Genomic DNA, 15,850 nt, shown 5'->3' with positions numbered 1-15,850 from the left:
GTCTGCTGAATTAACAGGTTCGGCCGGTATATTTCACTGCTTGTGCAATATTGTCCTTGAGTTCAAAAACAATTTTACATTGCAGGTTTACATCATAGCCACGCGATGGACTATGTGTCACCGGAATGGGTACTGTTCCAGTACCGGCAACCGGATGCTGAGCAACAGAGAGTGGAAGTGCAACGGGACGCTGCACGATATAGACCAGTTGCCCGGCTGAAATTACAGGTTCATTTACCTGCTGGTAGCCGAGTTTGCTTAAATCCAGATTGGCATAAATGGTTTGGCTAGACTGTCCAATATACTGCTGTAAATAAGCGTCACGTTCGGCTTGAGACAGGGTAGGCATATGCATACATGCAGACAATAACAGAAGCATACCTGGTAACACGAGTTTCATTTGGCGAAATGCAGATAACATATTCTGACTCCTACAAAAGCCATTGCTGTTATTGTAGCGAGTAGAAAACGAGCTTATTGTTGTAATTTGACACACGGTAGAGAGAAGTATCCTGATAAATTGGATTTCTCATTAAATCCCATACAGGTTTCAAACTTCACTGGACACAGTTTAACAAGCTTTACCAGTATAACGAATGTCCTGAACAATTTCATCTTTCAAGTCAAACCAGATTTGGCATTTCATCTTAATGTTATAACCTCCATTCGAAGGCATTGGAATTGGTGCACCAGGGGAGATACTTTGACTAATATTAGGTGTACCCATCGGAATATTCACATCCCGGAAAATAGTATAACTGAGAAAGTCTGCTGTCTGAATGGGGTGCTGGGAGGTTTAAATCCCATTGCACGAAGATCAAGTTGGCTGCGAACCTGTGCGGCAGTTTGACCGATATAGGGCTGTAGAGAATGATGCAGATGCTGATTGCTGCCTGTAGCACATGCAACAAGAGACAAGCTGGAAAGCAGAGTCAAATATTTCATATTCATTATTTTTATAAATATTGTTTTAATTAAATTGAATAGTCTTGTAATTCTCAGGCTATGTCAAATTGTTTTATTTATTGGTAAATAATGAATAATTAAAGTCACAAAAAAAGCCACCTTGATCAGTGGCTTTTTTTACTGACGCTAAATCTTAGCGTGCACGATAAGTGATGCGACCCTTAGTTAAGTCGTAAGGAGTCATCTCCACTTTTACACTGTCGCCAGTCAAAATACGGATGTAGTGTTTACGCATTTTACCAGAGATATGAGCAATCACTTCGTGACCGTTTTCTAAACGTACACGGAACATAGTATTAGGAAGCGTCTCGGTGACAACGCCTTCGAACTCGATGAGTTCCTCTTTATTGGCCATAGCCTACCTAAAAGAATAAATTAGAAAGGCGCAAATTATAGTCAATTTTTTCGTATAACACAAGGCATAGCAGGCTTTAGACTGATCATCTGAAAGCAAAATAAGCGAAGCATCAGTACAAATATTTTAACTAAAAAACTGCTTGTTGATGTTGTCAGTTTGGTCAATCACAGTTAATCTAAAAAATATCTTTTTAGGTATAAATGAAGCACATACAAGGAAGGTTTTTGAGTGGGTCAGCTAACAGATGCATCGGTTGTACTGCGATTAGGCTACCAGGCGATACGTCGTGCGGGTTTGCCAACCGAAGAATTGCTTACTAAAGCAGGAGTTGCCTTAAACCAGGTTGAAGCCAATGACCGTACCCCGTTGAGTGCACAGTATGCATTCTGGGTCGCGGCAGAAGAGGTCAGCAAAGACCCTGATATCGGCTTACATTTGGGTGAACACCTGCCACTTTACCGTGGTCAGGTCATTGAGCATTTGTTTATTTCATCAGAAAACTTTGGTGAAGGGCTAAAACGTGCCTTGGCTTACCAGCGCCTCATCAGTGATGCCTTCCATGCGCAACTGGTCGTGGAAGATGACCGCTGTTATTTGACCAATGGTGAGCAGCTTTTTGCCGAAAACATCGTCAATCGCCATTTCACTGAATGTGCCATGTCTGGTGTACTGCGTTTCTTTAAATTTATTACCGAGGGACGTTTTGAACCGATTTATATCGACTTCAATTTTTCTAAAGGTGCAACTGATGATGAATACTTCCGTGTCTATGAATGTCCAGTAAGTCTGGGACAGAAAGAAACACGTCTTTATTTTGATCCAAGTATTCTTGAATATCCGCTTTGGCAGGCAGAACCAGAATTACTCCAGCTGCATGAGCAGTTAGCAATTGAAAAGCTGCAAGAGCTGGCACGTTATGATCTGGTGGGTGAAGTTCGCCGTGCCATTGGCTCAACCTTGGAAAGTGGGGAAACCACGCTAGAAACAGTCGCTGCCCAGCTGAATATTACCCCTCGCCGTTTGCGTACCCAGCTGAGTGAAGCCAATACCAGTTTTCAGCAGATCCTTTCGGATTATCGTTGTCGTCTGGCTAAACGCTTACTGGCAGGAACCAGTGAAAGTGTAGAGCGGATTGTTTATCTGACCGGTTTCTCCGAGCCAAGTACCTTCTATCGTGCTTTTAAGCGTTGGACCAATGAAACGCCAGTGGAATATAGAAAGCGCAAACAGCGTTAAATCCCTCCTAACCTCCCTTTAAAAAGGAAGGAATTTTCTCTCCTTCTAGAAGGGGGTAGGGGAGGTAAATGAATAAAAAGGATTCAATTATTCTGGCATGTTTAACCAATGTGGTCCTAAAGGCACTTTTGGTAAATTAAATTGTTCAGGATAATGCGCCTGAATAAAGTAGAGTCCATCTGGTGGTGCAGTCACACCTGCTGCTTTGCGGTCTTGTGCAGCAAAGATGGCATCAATCTGATCGATGTCATACATGCCCTGACCAATTTCCAGCAAACAGCCCATGATGTTGCGCACCATATGATGCAGGAAGCCATCAGCCTGAATATCCAGGACCAGATAGTGACCATGACGAATTAGGCGACAGTGATGCACATGGCGTACAGGTTGATTGGATTGACAGGCAGAGGCACGGAAACTTTCGAAATTATGTGTGCCTTCAAACTTTGTCGCAGCCTTAATCATCTTGTCGACATCTAAATCGTAATGGATATGGGTGACCTGTTTATGCAATAGCGCAGAACGCACAGGGTGATTGTAGACTACATAACGATAACGACGGGCTTGGGCTTTAAAACGGGCATGGAAATCCATGTCCATTTCCTGAATCCACTGAATTGCAATATCTTTAGGCAGCTGACTATTACAGCCGCGTAACCAGCCATATTCGGAGCGATCAGCAGAGGTATCGAAGTGAGCAACCATATTGGTGGCATGCACGCCGGCATCAGTTCGACCTGCACCATGCAGGATAATAGTTTCATTGGCGACTTTAGACAGAACCTTTTCAATCGTTTCCTGCACGCTTGCTACGCCGGGCTGTTGGGTTTGCCAACCTCTGTAGTGTGCTCCACTAAATTCAATACCGACTGCAAAACGCTGCATATTCACCTCAAGATTCAACTAATCAGACCAATGGTGATGCCATTGCTCCACGCTGTCGTATTGTAAATACATTTTCAGGGCTTTTGCATATAGATCGGCATGGCCATAGGCATCATTGAGTAAAATCCGGCAGTCCTGTACCCATTCAGCAATAGCATAGCGTTGGTCTGTGCTCCCGAAAGGTACTTGTGTAGTCAAAACTACAGCACAGCCAGCATTATAGAACTCATCAAAGAGCTGAATGAGATCAGGATTAACTGCGAGATTTCCCGTGCCAAAGCCCTGCAGAATCAGGAAGTCTGGAGGTAAAGCCAATAATTGCTTAAGGTTATGAAGCTGCTGATCTAGCCCAACTGGCTGCATCATTATACTCAGGCAATTAAATTGCTGTGCCTTAATCAAATCTTGTGCAGTAATGATATGTGTATATAGTTGCGGTGGAATTTTTACTTCTGCATCTATGCCAGCAAAGGCCTTGAGTTCAGTAGTATGTTGCTTTAACGCTGTTCTGCCATGAACCAGTTCTTGGTTAAATGCCAGGTAAACGCCCGTTTCGACCTGCTGTACAGAATCTAGAGCAAAGCATAGATTGTCCAAAGCATCACTAAATTCGCGTGGCTGTTTGCCAGCTGCATTTAATAATGGGTACTGGCTACCGGTTAAAACCACATAGGCAGATTGCCCTAAAAGATGCGCTAGCACGGCACAGGCATAGCTCATGGTATCTGTACCATGAATGATAACAAAGCGCTGATAATCCTGAGCCTGCAGTTGCTGAATAAACTGAATCAAGGCTAGCCAGTCAGGAGCAGTACATGCACTGCTGTCCTTAATTACAGGGGCGCAGAAGCACTCTACTGAATGCGTGTCTTCATGCAATAATTCTTTTAGTTTTATAAAAAAAGATTCGGCAGGCATAGGAGCGAGTGGATCACCAACGCATCCAAACGTACCTCCCATATAAATCAATGCAATATTTTTCATCATAAAAAAAGCAGCCATAGTGACTGCTTTAGTGTAGAACGAATTTACTTAAGAAGCGATTCGATTCAGTAATTGATCAACATGGGTGCGTTGTTGTGGACTGTAGTCCGCTTCCTTTTCTGCCAGGATTTCACGTGCGGCATCATAGGCACCCAATTGGATATACTGCTCTGCCAATTCCAGATTTAATACTACTTCATCAGTTTCCGTTAATTCAGGGAATGATTGAACCAGTGGATCATTTTGATGAGCGGTTGAAGTAACGGGCGCAGATGGAATATCAAAACTGATTGCAGCACTGGCTGGTTTTTCAGGAACGGCATCCAGTTTAAAGTCCAATTCTGAGACAGTAGGGACTGCTGGACTTATAGGTTCATGTGTAGTTAAACCTGATAAATTAAATTCTGGTACTGCGATTTCTGGCTGAGTTTCTGTCGTTGACGTTGTATCTGCCGAGAAAGAAAAATCAAGAGGTTGAACTGATTCTGCAGTAGGTACTGGTGTCACTTCTGGTTTTTCTAAGCTGCCTAAGTCAAGCTTAAAATCCATAACCGGTGCGGCAGTTTCAGGCTCAGCAGCAGGTGCAATTTCAGTTTCAGCTTTTGTTGAGCTATCTAAGTCAAAGCTAAAGTTTAGTGCAGATGGGGCCGTATCCGGTATTGTCGTCGGTACCGGCTCAGATACTGCAGGAGCGTCAGAGAAGTTAAACTCTAAACCTGTAGCTCCTGGGAGATCCTGGGCTGCATCACTTGCCGGTTTAGTTAGAGTGGGCTCAAAATTAAATTCCAGCGGCTGGATATCATTCTGTGATAGCGCCGGCTCAAATACAGCTTTTTGAGGCTTATTTTCTTGTTGCAGTTCATCAAAAGCGAGGTCATTAACTACTGGGCTGTGGGTTGGGGATAGCTCTTCAAAGGCAGCAGTGTTGTCTATAGATGCTGTCTCAGTTACTGATGAGCCAGCGCTTAACTGTGCAGAAGGAAAATCAATTGTATCCTTGGTTGAAGTAGCTGAATTTTCAAACTCTGCCTTTTTAGTTTCTGCCTGCGCAAGAATGTCATCCAAACCGAGTGAACGGACATGTGTGATTAACTGAGAAATGGCAAATTCATCTTTCTGCTGAATATGGATATCAAGGAGCAACAGATACAGTTCATGCTGGCGGTTGTCTTTTTTGAGTGCCTGATTGATTTGCGCTTCAGCGGCAAAAAAATTTCCTTCATTGATCAGGCGCTCAATTTTCTTGCGCAGATCTGCTGAAAGAGCAATAGCTTCCTGAGGATTCGCTGCAACTTCTTCAACCACCCGGGTTTTCGCTGGGGTAGCCCGTACTGAACTGGTGGTTTTTCTCGCTTTCGCTGTATTTGCCTTTGGTTTATCTGACCCTTGAGCATCCTGACGTTTTTTGACTACGATCAGAACGATGATCAATAAAATTAATGGAATCACATAAATCAGCATGATAAGTACCCCTTAGAGATAGAGGGCTCCATATATCCACTCATCCCTGTAAATCAATGTATGTAATGATTAGTTAATTGGCTTTTTTATCTGCCTGTTGTGCTTTCAGCTGCTGTTGCAGTCGGGCAAGACGGGCATTTAATAATTGAATTCTCTGATCCTTCTGATTAAGCGCCAATTCTAATTCAGTTACGTTTCTCTGTAATTTAACGGTTTTTTCTCGAACTGTCATAACTTTTAATGACAACTCTTTCGAAGTTTGACGGTCTAATGTGTTTTGATTTGCAGAAAGTTGCTTAGTTTCTTGTTGGTTCTCAGCAACCAGGCTCATTTCAGCTTGATTTAAACGATATTTGGTACTGCCTTTAGCCTTATTCTGAACTTGTGCAAGCTCAGATGTCTTGACGGTAATTGGCTGTTTTTGTGCGGGCGCAATATTCAAATTCAGTGCCGCACCACGTTTCAGGCGATTCGCATCTCCGCCAATAAAGGCCTGTTCATTATTTTTTTTAATTTGCTGCATGACTTCACCGACACCGCGGTTTTGTTCCTGAGCAATACGTGCAGCAATTTTCCAGAGAGATTCATTGGATTGAACCACATAACTTGCTTTTGCAGTAGATGTCGGGCTCGCTTGAGGGGAGTGTTGCACTGGAGCCGAAGCTGCTTGAGGCGGTTTTTTAGGAGTAACTTGCTTCTGTTTTGCGACTTGTTCTTCGGCATATTTTTTAACTAATGGGTCGCTGGAATTCGATTGTGGCGCAGCAGCAGGATAGGTCGCCACTGGCTTTTGATTTTGTACTTTTTGAGCTGGTATATCTTGATTCTGCTGTGCAACAGGTGCTACTGATGTATCTTCCGCTACCTGAGTTTTTACTTGAGTTGTAGGGGTGGCAGGATTTTTTTGCAGACTATTTGGGACCAGAGGCTTTTGTTGAATAGCTGGTATTGCCGGTTCAGCGATTGATGTGGGTGTCGTCAAAGTACTTGTGACTGGACGCGTATTCACAGCTGTAATAGCTTCCTCAACCTTGGCTGGAGCCTGAACAGCGGGAGTCGTTATCGATGTTGTCTGAGGGATAGAGTTTGGTGATAATGGTGGTGGAGCAAGACGCTGTACAGCCAATAGTTTTTCCAGAGCCTTGGTATTCGCTGCTGCAGTCTTGTATTGCGTACTGACAGGTAAATTTAAACCAATTTCATTTTCATTCACCACCACGACTGGGGTTAATGTTCGTTCATTCGCGCTGATTGAAGCTTTTAGCAGATCTGTCTTGGGTTTGAGTGTGGTCTTGATGTGTTGTAAGCGTGCTGCATTGCCTTCTTTAACCTTAACTACAAAATTCAGATCATTTTGAGTGATTGGGCGTGAAGAGGTAATAGTAATCACACCTGTTCCATTGCTACTACGACGGGTAAAAAAATTAAGATGACCGGGAGGTTGATGCGTAGTGCCCAGCGTCATTAAATCTTCTGGCGTAGCTAAACTCACTTCAATCGGTATATTGATATCTGACTGACGGAAATTCATTTCCGCATAGAGTAATTCCCCGGGTGCCGATTGAACCTGAACTGGCTCAACCGTGATTGCAAAAACAGGCTGTGCCATCATCATGGTTAAAGTAGCAATTTTAAATTTTTTATATACAGTCATCTTCATTCTAGGCTCAGCATCGGTCATATTATGGGCAGTATGACTCGATGATTGGGATGTCTATGTTTGTTCAACTATTTTCTTGATAGTGACACAAAAAAGCCGATCAATAAAGATCGGCTTTTAGATTGATTATAACGTGCTTAATTAAGCATTTTTATAATCGATCAGAATGCGTAGCATACGGCGTAAAGGCTCAGCAGCACCCCAAAGTAACTGGTCACCTACAGTGAATGCACCCAGGTATTCTTTACCCATGTTCATTTTACGCAGACGGCCGACTGGAACAGTCAATGTACCGGTTACTGCGACAGGCGTCAGATCAGTCATTGATGCTTCACGTGTATTTGGTACCACTTTGGCCCATTGGCTAGACTGACGAATCATATCTTCGATTTCATTCAAAGGTACGTCACGTTTTAGCTTCAAGGTAATTGCCTGAGAGTGACAGCGCATTGCACCGATACGTACACAGTGACCATCGATTGGAACGATCTGCTGGTTGCCGAGGATCTTGTTGGTTTCAACCTGACCTTTCCATTCTTCTTTCGACTGGCCGCTTTCCAGCTGCTTGTCGATATATGGAATCAGAGAACCAGCTAGCGGTACACCAAAGTTTGCAGACGGGAAGCCTTCACCACGTTGTAATTCAGCAATTTTAGAATCAATGTCCAAAATTGGAGAACGTGGATCATCGAGTAGGTCTTTAGTATTGTTATACAGGTAACCCATGCCTGTGATCAGCTCACGCATGTTTTGTGCACCTGCACCAGATGCCGCCTGATAGGTCATCGAAGTTGCCCATTCCACTAGGTTGTTCTGGAAGAGAGAACCTAGGCCCATCAGCATCAGGGAAACCGTACAGTTACCGCCAACGAAAGTTTTAGTACCTTTCACTAGGCCATCTTTGATCACGTTCAGATTAACCGGGTCAAGTACAATGATTGCTTCATCATCCATACGCAGGGTAGACGCAGCGTCAATCCAGTAACCATTCCAGCCTGCAGCTTTCAGCTTAGGGAAAACCGCAGTGGTATAATCGCCACCTTGGCAGGTAATAATGACATCCATTTGCTTCAGACGATCAATGTCTGTCGCATCCATAAGTGCTGGGGCAGTTTTACCACCAAATGCCGGTGCTTCACCACCTGCATTACTGGTAGAGAAATAGAATGGCTCAAAATGAGCAAAATCATTCTCTTCAACCATACGTTGCATTAGGACGGAACCAACCATCCCGCGCCAACCGACCAGACCTACTTTCATGTCACTTTGCCTCGGTGCGTTAAAAAATTAAAGGGGGTTCGAGTGTACCAAAAAGGGACTCAACTGCAATAGCTACACAATAGAAACATCAATAATATTGAGCGAAATATCTTGTTTATGTTACATACAAAATTGATAACGCAGATTTTCTTCTAGAAAAAATAACAACATAGTAAAAGAGTCACTTTATGATTTTGTTTATTCAGATATTGTCAGTGCTGGTCATCTGGCTCAGTTTCTGGTCCCTGATTCCTCGTGATGAATGGTGGATCCGTGGCGCCGATTTCCCGCGACTACAAATTCTGATCATTGGCTTCATTGCACTAGGGCTTTATATATTCTGGGAGCATTCCTGGACCTTGATAGACCAAAGTATTTTTGTAGGACTAGTCGCGGCACAAGCCTACCAGTTGAAGATGGTCTTGCCTTATACCTTTATCTGGAAGAAACAGGTGAAGAAGGTCAAACGGCAGCAACTGGATCCAAGCAAACAAATTTCTTTACTGGTTTCTAACGTGTTAATGACCAATGAAAAATATCATCTATTACTCGAACAGATTCAACGTTTAACTCCAGATCTGGTACTGACGCTGGAAACCAATTCCGAATGGCAGAAACAACTCTCAGTGATTGAAGCGGACTATCCCTACCGTGTACCTGTGCCCTTAGATAACCTGTATGGGATGCATCTCTACAGTAAATTAAAACTCAGTGACACCGAAGTGAAATTTATTTTGAGTAATGAAATTCCTTCAATTCATACCACAGTTACTTTACGTTCTGGCCATCCGGTTCAGTTATATTGCCTGCATCCGAAACCGCCAAGTCCGACTGAAGCCAAGGACTCGAAACTGCGTGATGCTGAATTGCTGATTGTTGGAGATCAAATCAAGGATCTCGATGAAAGCTGTATTGTGATGGGCGATCTGAATGATGTCGCCTGGTCACGTACTACACGTTTGTTTCAGCGTATTAGTGGCTTGCTCGACCCGCGTGTCGGGCGCCGTTATGTGAATACCTTTCATGCCGATTATCCGATGTTCCGCTGGTCACTTGACCATGTCTTCCACAGTACCGACTTTGCTTTAGTCCATATGGAGCGTTTGCCACATGTGGGCTCGGATCATTTTCCGGTGTTTGTGGTACTACAAACCGGGCGAGTCTTTGATCATGTACAAGAAGAACTGGAACAGACTGAAGAAGATGAGCAACAGGCTCAGGAAGCTATACAAGAAGGTATTGAAAAAGCTGAGAAAGAAGAAAAAATAGTCACAGATGAAATTGCTCAAACCTACAAAAATGGCTCAAAAGTGTGATGGATTTACCGGAAAAGTGTACGAAATAGCTTACACAGATTGGGGTCTTAAACGATATTTATTCCTCGATGATTCCAATATTCTGCTTATATCAGCACAGGGAGTCGAGAAGGGAATTTCTCATAAGGAAGACGAAGCTGAATGAAGACATCATGGATATGATGATGAAATGGAAATCACAAAAAACCAAGAATTAAAATGTTGAAAGCACAACCTCATTAACCCGGGTTTTTACAGGATGTAGAGCCCGGGTTAAACTATTTTAGAGCTTTAGTTTTATTTTTTATTTAATTGATTATTAAAACAATTTTTCGATTTTAAATAATTTCTGGAAAATGTGTATGCAGTTTATTACTTCTGACAGTGATTTAGTCCAGGAATTTGAAATATTTGAACTCTATCATACCAATTGATGGTCAGCAGCTAAAAAAACCGCAACTGCTTTTAGAAGCCTTGAACCATTCTCATAGTCTTGTGACTGCCGGTATGAATGGTTGACTGGTTGGAGTCGATAATGCTATTTCTGATGGCTAACTAGTGATGTATTTTTCTCATTTACTGGTTTATCTGGAATTATAAGGGCAGGCATTGACCGCCGAGTTATGCTGGCCATGCTAGCAGCATTATTCAGGATTTCATCAAAAAATTTTAGTTGCTGACCAGCATGCCACCGGCTTTTATCAGGCTTTAGCTATGCTGGTCATACTGAAGCCATGTGGATTTGTCAGGGAACAAATCATTAATCCATGATTAAAGAGTTCGAGAACTCAATAAATCGAATCATAACCCTGTGGACGGGTCTTAAAACGGCGATGGAACCACATATATTGTGTTGGGGCGATCCGTAACTGGCGTTCAATAATCTGGTTCACGCGAGTGGCATCATCCAGTTCATCTGCGCTTGGCAGGTTTTCAACGGGTGGCTCAATCAGGACATGATATTTTGGATTTTTGATATCGCCGTGACGGTAGAAATACAGTGGGATCGCAGCGGCTTTGGTCATTTTTAATAAACGACGGTGTGCGGTCACGGTTGCAGCAGGAACACCAAAAAATGGTGCCATTACGCCTTGTTTTAAACCGAAATCCTGATCCGGGCTGTACCAGATCGCATGTCCATTTTTCAGATTACGCACCAGACCACGCATATCATCATGGTCAATCTGGTTGGCATAAATTGTGGCGCGGCAGCGATAAATCAGCATATCCAGCAAGGGGTTATTCTGCGGACGATAGACGACATCCGGTTCAAAATATTGGGCACACAGGTAGCCGCCAGCATCCAGCAGGGTAGAGTGTGTACCCAGTAATAATGCACCTTTTCCTTCAGCTTGTGCTTGCTGGATATATTCCAGACCTTCAATAGTTACACGGCCTTTAAACCATTTTGGCGTGTACCAGGCATTTAAGGTTTCAAACACACCGAGCATCTGGTCAATAAAGACCTGACGGGAATTTTCCTGCACTTCTTGCGCAGACCATTCTGGAAAACACACTTCCAGATTGCGCACTGTAGTTTCACGGCGAGATTTGAGATATTTAAAACTTAAGCTACCCAGTAAAGAAGCCAGACGGTACTGAATCGCCCAAGGTAAAATCGCCAGAATCATCAGGAATACAATGCCAATCCATATGCCCCAATACTGGGGAGACAGGAAGGCCCACTGAAATTCACCGGGTTGGTAATCTGGCTTTTTACTCATAATCTGCTATTTAAACCTCAAGATATCTGCAGTGTAGCAGAAGAGCTTTTTGAAACAAAAAAGTGAAAATAAAAAAAGCATCTGTACGAATACAGATGCTTGGCATTGGAGAAATAGAAAACTTAACCTTTGGTCATATTTTCCAGTTCATCCCAGCGTTCCATTTTTTCCAGCAAAATCTCGTCAATTTCACCTAGACGTTCAGATGCCTTGGTCGCTGCTGCTGCATCTTTCACAAACCATGAGCCATCTGCCAGTTTGTCAGAAAGTTCAGCCTGTTCACTTTCCAGTGCTTCGATTTCTGCAGGCAATTGTTCAAGTTCACGTTGATCTTTGTAGCTGAGTTTCACCTTTTTCGGTGCAGGAGCAGCGGCAGCCGCTGCGGCTTCAGCTTTGGCTGCGGCTTTTTTAACGGCAGATTTTTGATCAACCGCTGTCTGGTTTGGTCGCTGTTCTAAATAATCCTGATAACCACCGATGTATTCATCAATATTGCCTTTACCATCAAATACCCAGGTTGAGGTCACGACATTGTCCATAAAGGCACGGTCATGCGAGATCAGCAGTAATGTGCCTTTATAGCCACTTAACATTTCTTCTAATAGTTCAAGGGTCACCATATCCAGATCATTGGTTGGTTCGTCCATCACAATCAGGTTTGATGGTTTAAGCAAAAGCTTTGCCAGCAAAATACGGTTACGTTCACCACCAGACAGCGCTTTTACCGGTGTACGGGCACGTTCAGGCGAGAACAGGAAATCTTGTAAATAGCTATAGATATGACGACGGCTGCCATTGATGTCGACATGGTCAGAACCTTCAGCGACATTATCTTTTACCGATTTTTCCAGATCCAGTACGTTACGTAACTGGTCAAAATAAGCCACTTCAAGCTGTGTACCAGTTTTCACCGTGCCGCCATGCTCAAGCTGGCCTAAAATCGCTTTAATCAGTGTGGTTTTACCAACACCGTTATCACCGACTAAACCAATACGGTCGCCACGCATTACCAGTGCCGAGAAGTCATTAATGATTGGTGCATTGTCACCAAATTTCACGCTGAGGTGTTCAATCTCAAATACGACTTTACCAGAACGGCTCGCATCCTGAGTTGCCATGCTCACTTTACCTTGTTGTGAGCGGCGTGCTTTTGATTCTTCGCGTAATGCTTTAAGCGCACGGACACGACCTTCGTTACGGGTACGACGCGCTTTAATTCCCTGGCGAATCCATACTTCCTCTTCAGCAAGACGCTTGTCAAACAGCGCATTCTGCTTTTCTTCGGCTTCCATCTGCTGTGCTTTAAGCTCGAGATAACGTGAATAGTTACCTTCGTAGCTACGCAATGTACCACGATCCAGTTCAACAATACGGGTTGCAATGCTGTCTACAAATGAACGGTCATGCGAAATAAACAGAAGCGTTAAATTATTTTGATCGAGCAGGAATTTCTCTAACCATTCAATACTTTCCACGTCCAGATGGTTGGTCGGTTCATCAAGTAACAGAACGTCTGGTTGAGTGAGCAGGGCACGAGCCAGCAGTACACGACGCTTACGACCACCGGATAAATCGGCAAGGTCTGCATCCGGATCTAGGCCCATTTTACTCAGGATAGAGTTCACCTTGGTTTCTAAAGCCCAGCCATCCAGCTGATCCATCTTGTGCTGCAATGAACCCATGCGGTCACAAGCTTCCATATCACCCAGTACGCAGGCTTCGCTGGCTTCATGATAAGCACGTAGAACTTCTGATGCTTCACCTGCGCCATCCGCCACGATATCGGCGACTTTGCCTGAATCCATCGGCACGTCTTGGGCCAACATGGAAATTGTGATGCCATTTTGTAAGGAAACTTCACCACTGTCAGGTAACAGGCTTCCTTCAATCAGTTTAAGTAAGGTAGACTTACCTTCACCATTACGGCCAATCAAACACACTCGTTCACCGCGTTCTAAATTAAAGTTAGCGCCGTCGAGCAGTGCAGGTCCGCCAAACGCGAGTTGGACGTCCCTTAGGGTAATATATGCCATAATGGTTTCCTGAAATCCTATGATGAGGACTTAAAATGACTAAACAACAAAATCTAAATGAACAGGCGTCATTTTCCGCACCCATTGAAGATTTGCAAGTCCGAATTGCATTTTTGGACGATTTAGTTGAACAGTTGAATCAGCAGGTGACCAGGCAGAATCTGGAAATCATCAATCTTCAGAAGCAAATGACGCTGTTATATCAACGTGTTGAGTCGGCAGATTTGTCCGAAGGCATTGCAGAATTCGACCCCATTATTGATCGACCACCGCATTATTAATTATGTAATTGGTCATGTAGAAAACCCTCGATTGTGAGGGTTTTCGCTTTAATGGGTTTATGCTTTGTTTCAGCAGGGTAATCCTAGTCAGTAAAACTAGCCATGCTGAAAATAATTTGACCTTTTTCACGCTTGCCCCTCTAATAGCGCTTCCAGGTTTTGTTCAGATTGGTGTTCCATGTCACAGAAAGTTGTTTTACTCGATCTTGAAAATAATTTCCCGACCGCCACTCTATTACGTGAAATCACCAAGCATTATCCAATCTTGTACCTGTTTAGCTGTGCCGGTAAGTTTGAATTTGAACTGGAAGACCTGACCGAACTGGCAGGCTGGATCGCCAGTGGGCAAGTGGTCATTCTGGACATTCCTGAAGCTGAACACCGTGAATATGAATATGCGGTCATTGTCGGACAGCTGATGGCACTGCTGGAACCGGATACCCATGTAGAACTGATTTCAGCCATAGCCAGCAGTGAAATGCTGATGCAAATGCTGATTGCATCTGACATTAGTTGTAGCCTGATTCAGGTACAGGCAGAACCGGAACAGGATAAAAAAGCCAATCCTAAATTTAAGATCCCAAGTCTCGACACCATTCAGCAGAAACCCGCTCTACAACTGGTGAAAAAATATTGTGATGCACTGGCAAAAATGCCAGGCAAGCCAAGCACACTGGAAAGCCTGAAAAATTCTGTGGCAAATATTTTGCAAGTACTGCCAGGCAAAGCACAGCATGTCGTCGGAATGCTGATTAACCTTAAGATTGTAAAACGCTATGAGGATCAGATTGCCTTCCGTAAAAAGGTATTAAAGCAATGGTCTCAACTGGATCTGTCTGCTGCACCAACTACATCGCTTGATCTGAGTCAGGCCATTGCTGAATTGACCCCGGAAGAGCCAGAAAAAGTCATTGAAGAACAATCTGCCATTCAGTCTGTACAACAGGGATTGTTCAAAAACTTTGACCGCATTGATCCGGTACAAATGGAAGTGGCACGCAAGCTGCGTGAACTACAAGGTGACAAGCCTAAAGATATTTATGAATTGCGAGATTTACTGGAACAGTTATTTCCAAAATCCGATGTGCGTTTATTGCTGAAGGAACTGCTGGAGAAAGGCTATATTTACTGGAATGGTCATGAAGTTCTCTATAGCCATGAGATGTTCCTGAATTAATTTTGTCGCGCAAACTTGCGTTTTATATTGAGCTTATGCAACTCTAATAATAGAACATAAAGGTTGAGCTATGGAAAATACAGGAATCTGGGTTGCTGTCGTCATCATTGTATTTGTACTGGGATCTATTTTTGGTCTGCGTGTCAGCCCACGAGAAAGAGCTTTGGGCATGATGCGTGAGAAAGCCCGCAAGATGGGATTACACCCACGTCTGGTTGTGGCTCCTGACTGGACCAAAGTGCCGATGGCCACTGAAAAGCGTGCCAGTATGGTGGCTTATTATAGTGTGCTGATACCAGACGCACGTTTGCCACTGATGCGTGCCCGTGTGGTCGATCAAAAGCTTGAGCTGGTACAAGGCGATGACAAATTTAAAGATTTTCCCATTGCATTAAAAGGCATTTATGCTATTGATATGCAGGCAAACTGTGTTGGACTGTATTGGGATGAAGAAGCTGATCTAAAAGCGGCCCAGCTCGATGACATCAAGGCACTATTACATTCCTTGGCTGAACTTTAATTTTTTAGAA

Annotated in this window: 14 protein-coding genes and 1 pseudogene; 5 read left to right on the top strand and 10 right to left on the bottom strand. The window is 43.6% G+C overall.

The features are described 5' to 3' along the window. Window positions 1-10: 10 nt before the first annotated feature. From FSC11_RS12875 to infA, 3 genes and pseudogenes are all read right to left on the bottom strand, one after another. Window positions 11-421 carry a hypothetical protein gene (locus FSC11_RS12875; protein WP_004813325.1) on the bottom strand — a complete coding sequence of 137 codons (411 nt, stop codon included), beginning with the start codon at window positions 419-421 and terminating at the stop codon, window positions 11-13. Between the two features lie 150 nt (window positions 422-571). Then, window positions 572-951, bottom strand: a pseudogene (locus FSC11_RS16475) (hypothetical protein). Window positions 952-1,099: 148 nt separating this feature from the next. Further along, window positions 1,100-1,321, bottom strand: a complete 222-nt coding sequence (infA, locus tag FSC11_RS12865; RefSeq protein ID WP_001284370.1) for a translation initiation factor IF-1 — start codon at window positions 1,319-1,321, stop codon at window positions 1,100-1,102. Between the two features lie 231 nt (window positions 1,322-1,552). Between infA and FSC11_RS12860 the strand changes: the two genes are divergently transcribed. Then, window positions 1,553-2,560 carry an AraC family transcriptional regulator gene (locus tag FSC11_RS12860; protein ID WP_071320561.1) on the top strand — a complete coding sequence of 336 codons (1,008 nt, stop codon included), beginning with the start codon at window positions 1,553-1,555 and terminating at the stop codon, window positions 2,558-2,560. An 87-nt stretch (window positions 2,561-2,647) separates the two neighbouring features. Here FSC11_RS12860 and truA read toward each other — a convergent pair whose 3' ends face one another. The 5 genes from truA to asd all read right to left on the bottom strand — a co-directional run bounded on the left by truA (window position 2,648) and on the right by asd (window position 8,810). Then, window positions 2,648-3,445 (bottom strand): tRNA pseudouridine(38-40) synthase TruA, encoded by a 798-nt coding sequence (gene truA, locus FSC11_RS12855; RefSeq protein ID WP_163167301.1) that lies wholly within the window; start codon window positions 3,443-3,445, stop codon window positions 2,648-2,650. A gap of 18 nt (window positions 3,446-3,463) precedes the next feature. After that, window positions 3,464-4,432: an asparaginase gene (locus tag FSC11_RS12850; RefSeq protein ID WP_171521749.1), complete on the bottom strand. Its 969-nt coding sequence runs from the start codon at window positions 4,430-4,432 to the stop codon at window positions 3,464-3,466. A 45-nt stretch (window positions 4,433-4,477) separates the two neighbouring features. Further along, entirely contained in the window at window positions 4,478-5,890 is a 1,413-nt protein-coding gene (locus FSC11_RS12845) for a FimV/HubP family polar landmark protein (protein ID WP_163167297.1), read from the bottom strand. Between the two features lie 73 nt (window positions 5,891-5,963). Next, entirely contained in the window at window positions 5,964-7,550 is a 1,587-nt protein-coding gene (locus FSC11_RS12840; RefSeq protein WP_163167295.1) for a FimV/HubP-related protein, read from the bottom strand. Between the two features lie 141 nt (window positions 7,551-7,691). Further along, window positions 7,692-8,810 (bottom strand): aspartate-semialdehyde dehydrogenase, encoded by a 1,119-nt coding sequence (gene asd, locus FSC11_RS12835; RefSeq protein ID WP_048882548.1) that lies wholly within the window; start codon window positions 8,808-8,810, stop codon window positions 7,692-7,694. A 188-nt stretch (window positions 8,811-8,998) separates the two neighbouring features. On the opposite strand from asd, the gene FSC11_RS12830 reads away from it, so the two are divergent. Then, on the top strand, window positions 8,999-10,126 hold the full coding sequence (locus tag FSC11_RS12830; protein WP_163167293.1) for an endonuclease/exonuclease/phosphatase family protein: 1,128 nt from the start codon (window positions 8,999-9,001) through the stop codon (window positions 10,124-10,126). Window positions 10,127-10,893: 767 nt separating this feature from the next. Here FSC11_RS12830 and FSC11_RS12820 read toward each other — a convergent pair. Together FSC11_RS12820 and FSC11_RS12815 are read right to left on the bottom strand one after the other, a co-directional pair. Further along, window positions 10,894-11,829 (bottom strand): LpxL/LpxP family acyltransferase, encoded by a 936-nt coding sequence (locus tag FSC11_RS12820; RefSeq protein WP_004813297.1) that lies wholly within the window; start codon window positions 11,827-11,829, stop codon window positions 10,894-10,896. 122 nt (window positions 11,830-11,951) lie between these two features. Next, window positions 11,952-13,862, bottom strand: coding sequence for an ATP-binding cassette domain-containing protein (locus FSC11_RS12815; protein WP_005220838.1), 1,911 nt, complete (start codon window positions 13,860-13,862; stop codon window positions 11,952-11,954). A 35-nt stretch (window positions 13,863-13,897) separates the two neighbouring features. On the opposite strand from FSC11_RS12815, the gene FSC11_RS12810 reads away from it, so the two are divergent. The 3 genes from FSC11_RS12810 (at window position 13,898) to FSC11_RS12800 (ending at window position 15,840) form a co-directional block, all read left to right on the top strand. Then, entirely contained in the window at window positions 13,898-14,143 is a 246-nt protein-coding gene (locus FSC11_RS12810; protein WP_004813295.1) for a SlyX family protein, read from the top strand. A 178-nt stretch (window positions 14,144-14,321) separates the two neighbouring features. Beyond that, window positions 14,322-15,320 carry a hypothetical protein gene (locus FSC11_RS12805; protein WP_163167291.1) on the top strand — a complete coding sequence of 333 codons (999 nt, stop codon included), beginning with the start codon at window positions 14,322-14,324 and terminating at the stop codon, window positions 15,318-15,320. Between the two features lie 70 nt (window positions 15,321-15,390). Next, on the top strand, window positions 15,391-15,840 hold the full coding sequence (locus FSC11_RS12800) for an ammonium transporter (protein ID WP_004813293.1): 450 nt from the start codon (window positions 15,391-15,393) through the stop codon (window positions 15,838-15,840). Window positions 15,841-15,850 lie beyond the last annotated feature (10 nt).

This window comes from Acinetobacter schindleri (assembly GCF_010918895.1).
Taxonomy (GTDB): domain Bacteria; phylum Pseudomonadota; class Gammaproteobacteria; order Pseudomonadales; family Moraxellaceae; genus Acinetobacter; species Acinetobacter schindleri.
The sequence above is the reverse complement of the archived record's forward strand: the minus strand, read 5'-3'. Positions and strand labels throughout refer to the sequence as shown.

Excerpts from the sequence above, each read along its gene's own strand:
- truA (WP_163167301.1), bottom strand. The coding sequence starts at position 3,445 with ATGCAGCGTTTTGCAGTCGGTATTGAATTTAGTGGAGCACACTACAGA.
- FSC11_RS12845 (WP_163167297.1), bottom strand. The coding sequence starts at position 5,890 with ATGCTGATTTATGTGATTCCATTAATTTTATTGATCATCGTTCTGATC.
- FSC11_RS12810 (WP_004813295.1), top strand. The coding sequence starts at position 13,898 with ATGACTAAACAACAAAATCTAAATGAACAGGCGTCATTTTCCGCACCC.
- FSC11_RS12840 (WP_163167295.1), bottom strand. The coding sequence starts at position 7,550 with ATGAAGATGACTGTATATAAAAAATTTAAAATTGCTACTTTAACCATG.
- FSC11_RS12830 (WP_163167293.1), top strand. The coding sequence starts at position 8,999 with ATGATTTTGTTTATTCAGATATTGTCAGTGCTGGTCATCTGGCTCAGT.
- FSC11_RS12850 (WP_171521749.1), bottom strand. The coding sequence starts at position 4,432 with ATGATGAAAAATATTGCATTGATTTATATGGGAGGTACGTTTGGATGC.
- FSC11_RS12875 (WP_004813325.1), bottom strand. The coding sequence starts at position 421 with ATGTTATCTGCATTTCGCCAAATGAAACTCGTGTTACCAGGTATGCTT.
- asd (WP_048882548.1), bottom strand. The coding sequence starts at position 8,810 with ATGAAAGTAGGTCTGGTCGGTTGGCGCGGGATGGTTGGTTCCGTCCTA.
- FSC11_RS12820 (WP_004813297.1), bottom strand. The coding sequence starts at position 11,829 with ATGAGTAAAAAGCCAGATTACCAACCCGGTGAATTTCAGTGGGCCTTC.
- FSC11_RS12800 (WP_004813293.1), top strand. The coding sequence starts at position 15,391 with ATGGAAAATACAGGAATCTGGGTTGCTGTCGTCATCATTGTATTTGTA.
- infA (WP_001284370.1), bottom strand. The coding sequence starts at position 1,321 with ATGGCCAATAAAGAGGAACTCATCGAGTTCGAAGGCGTTGTCACCGAG.
- FSC11_RS12805 (WP_163167291.1), top strand. The coding sequence starts at position 14,322 with ATGTCACAGAAAGTTGTTTTACTCGATCTTGAAAATAATTTCCCGACC.
- FSC11_RS12815 (WP_005220838.1), bottom strand. The coding sequence starts at position 13,862 with ATGGCATATATTACCCTAAGGGACGTCCAACTCGCGTTTGGCGGACCT.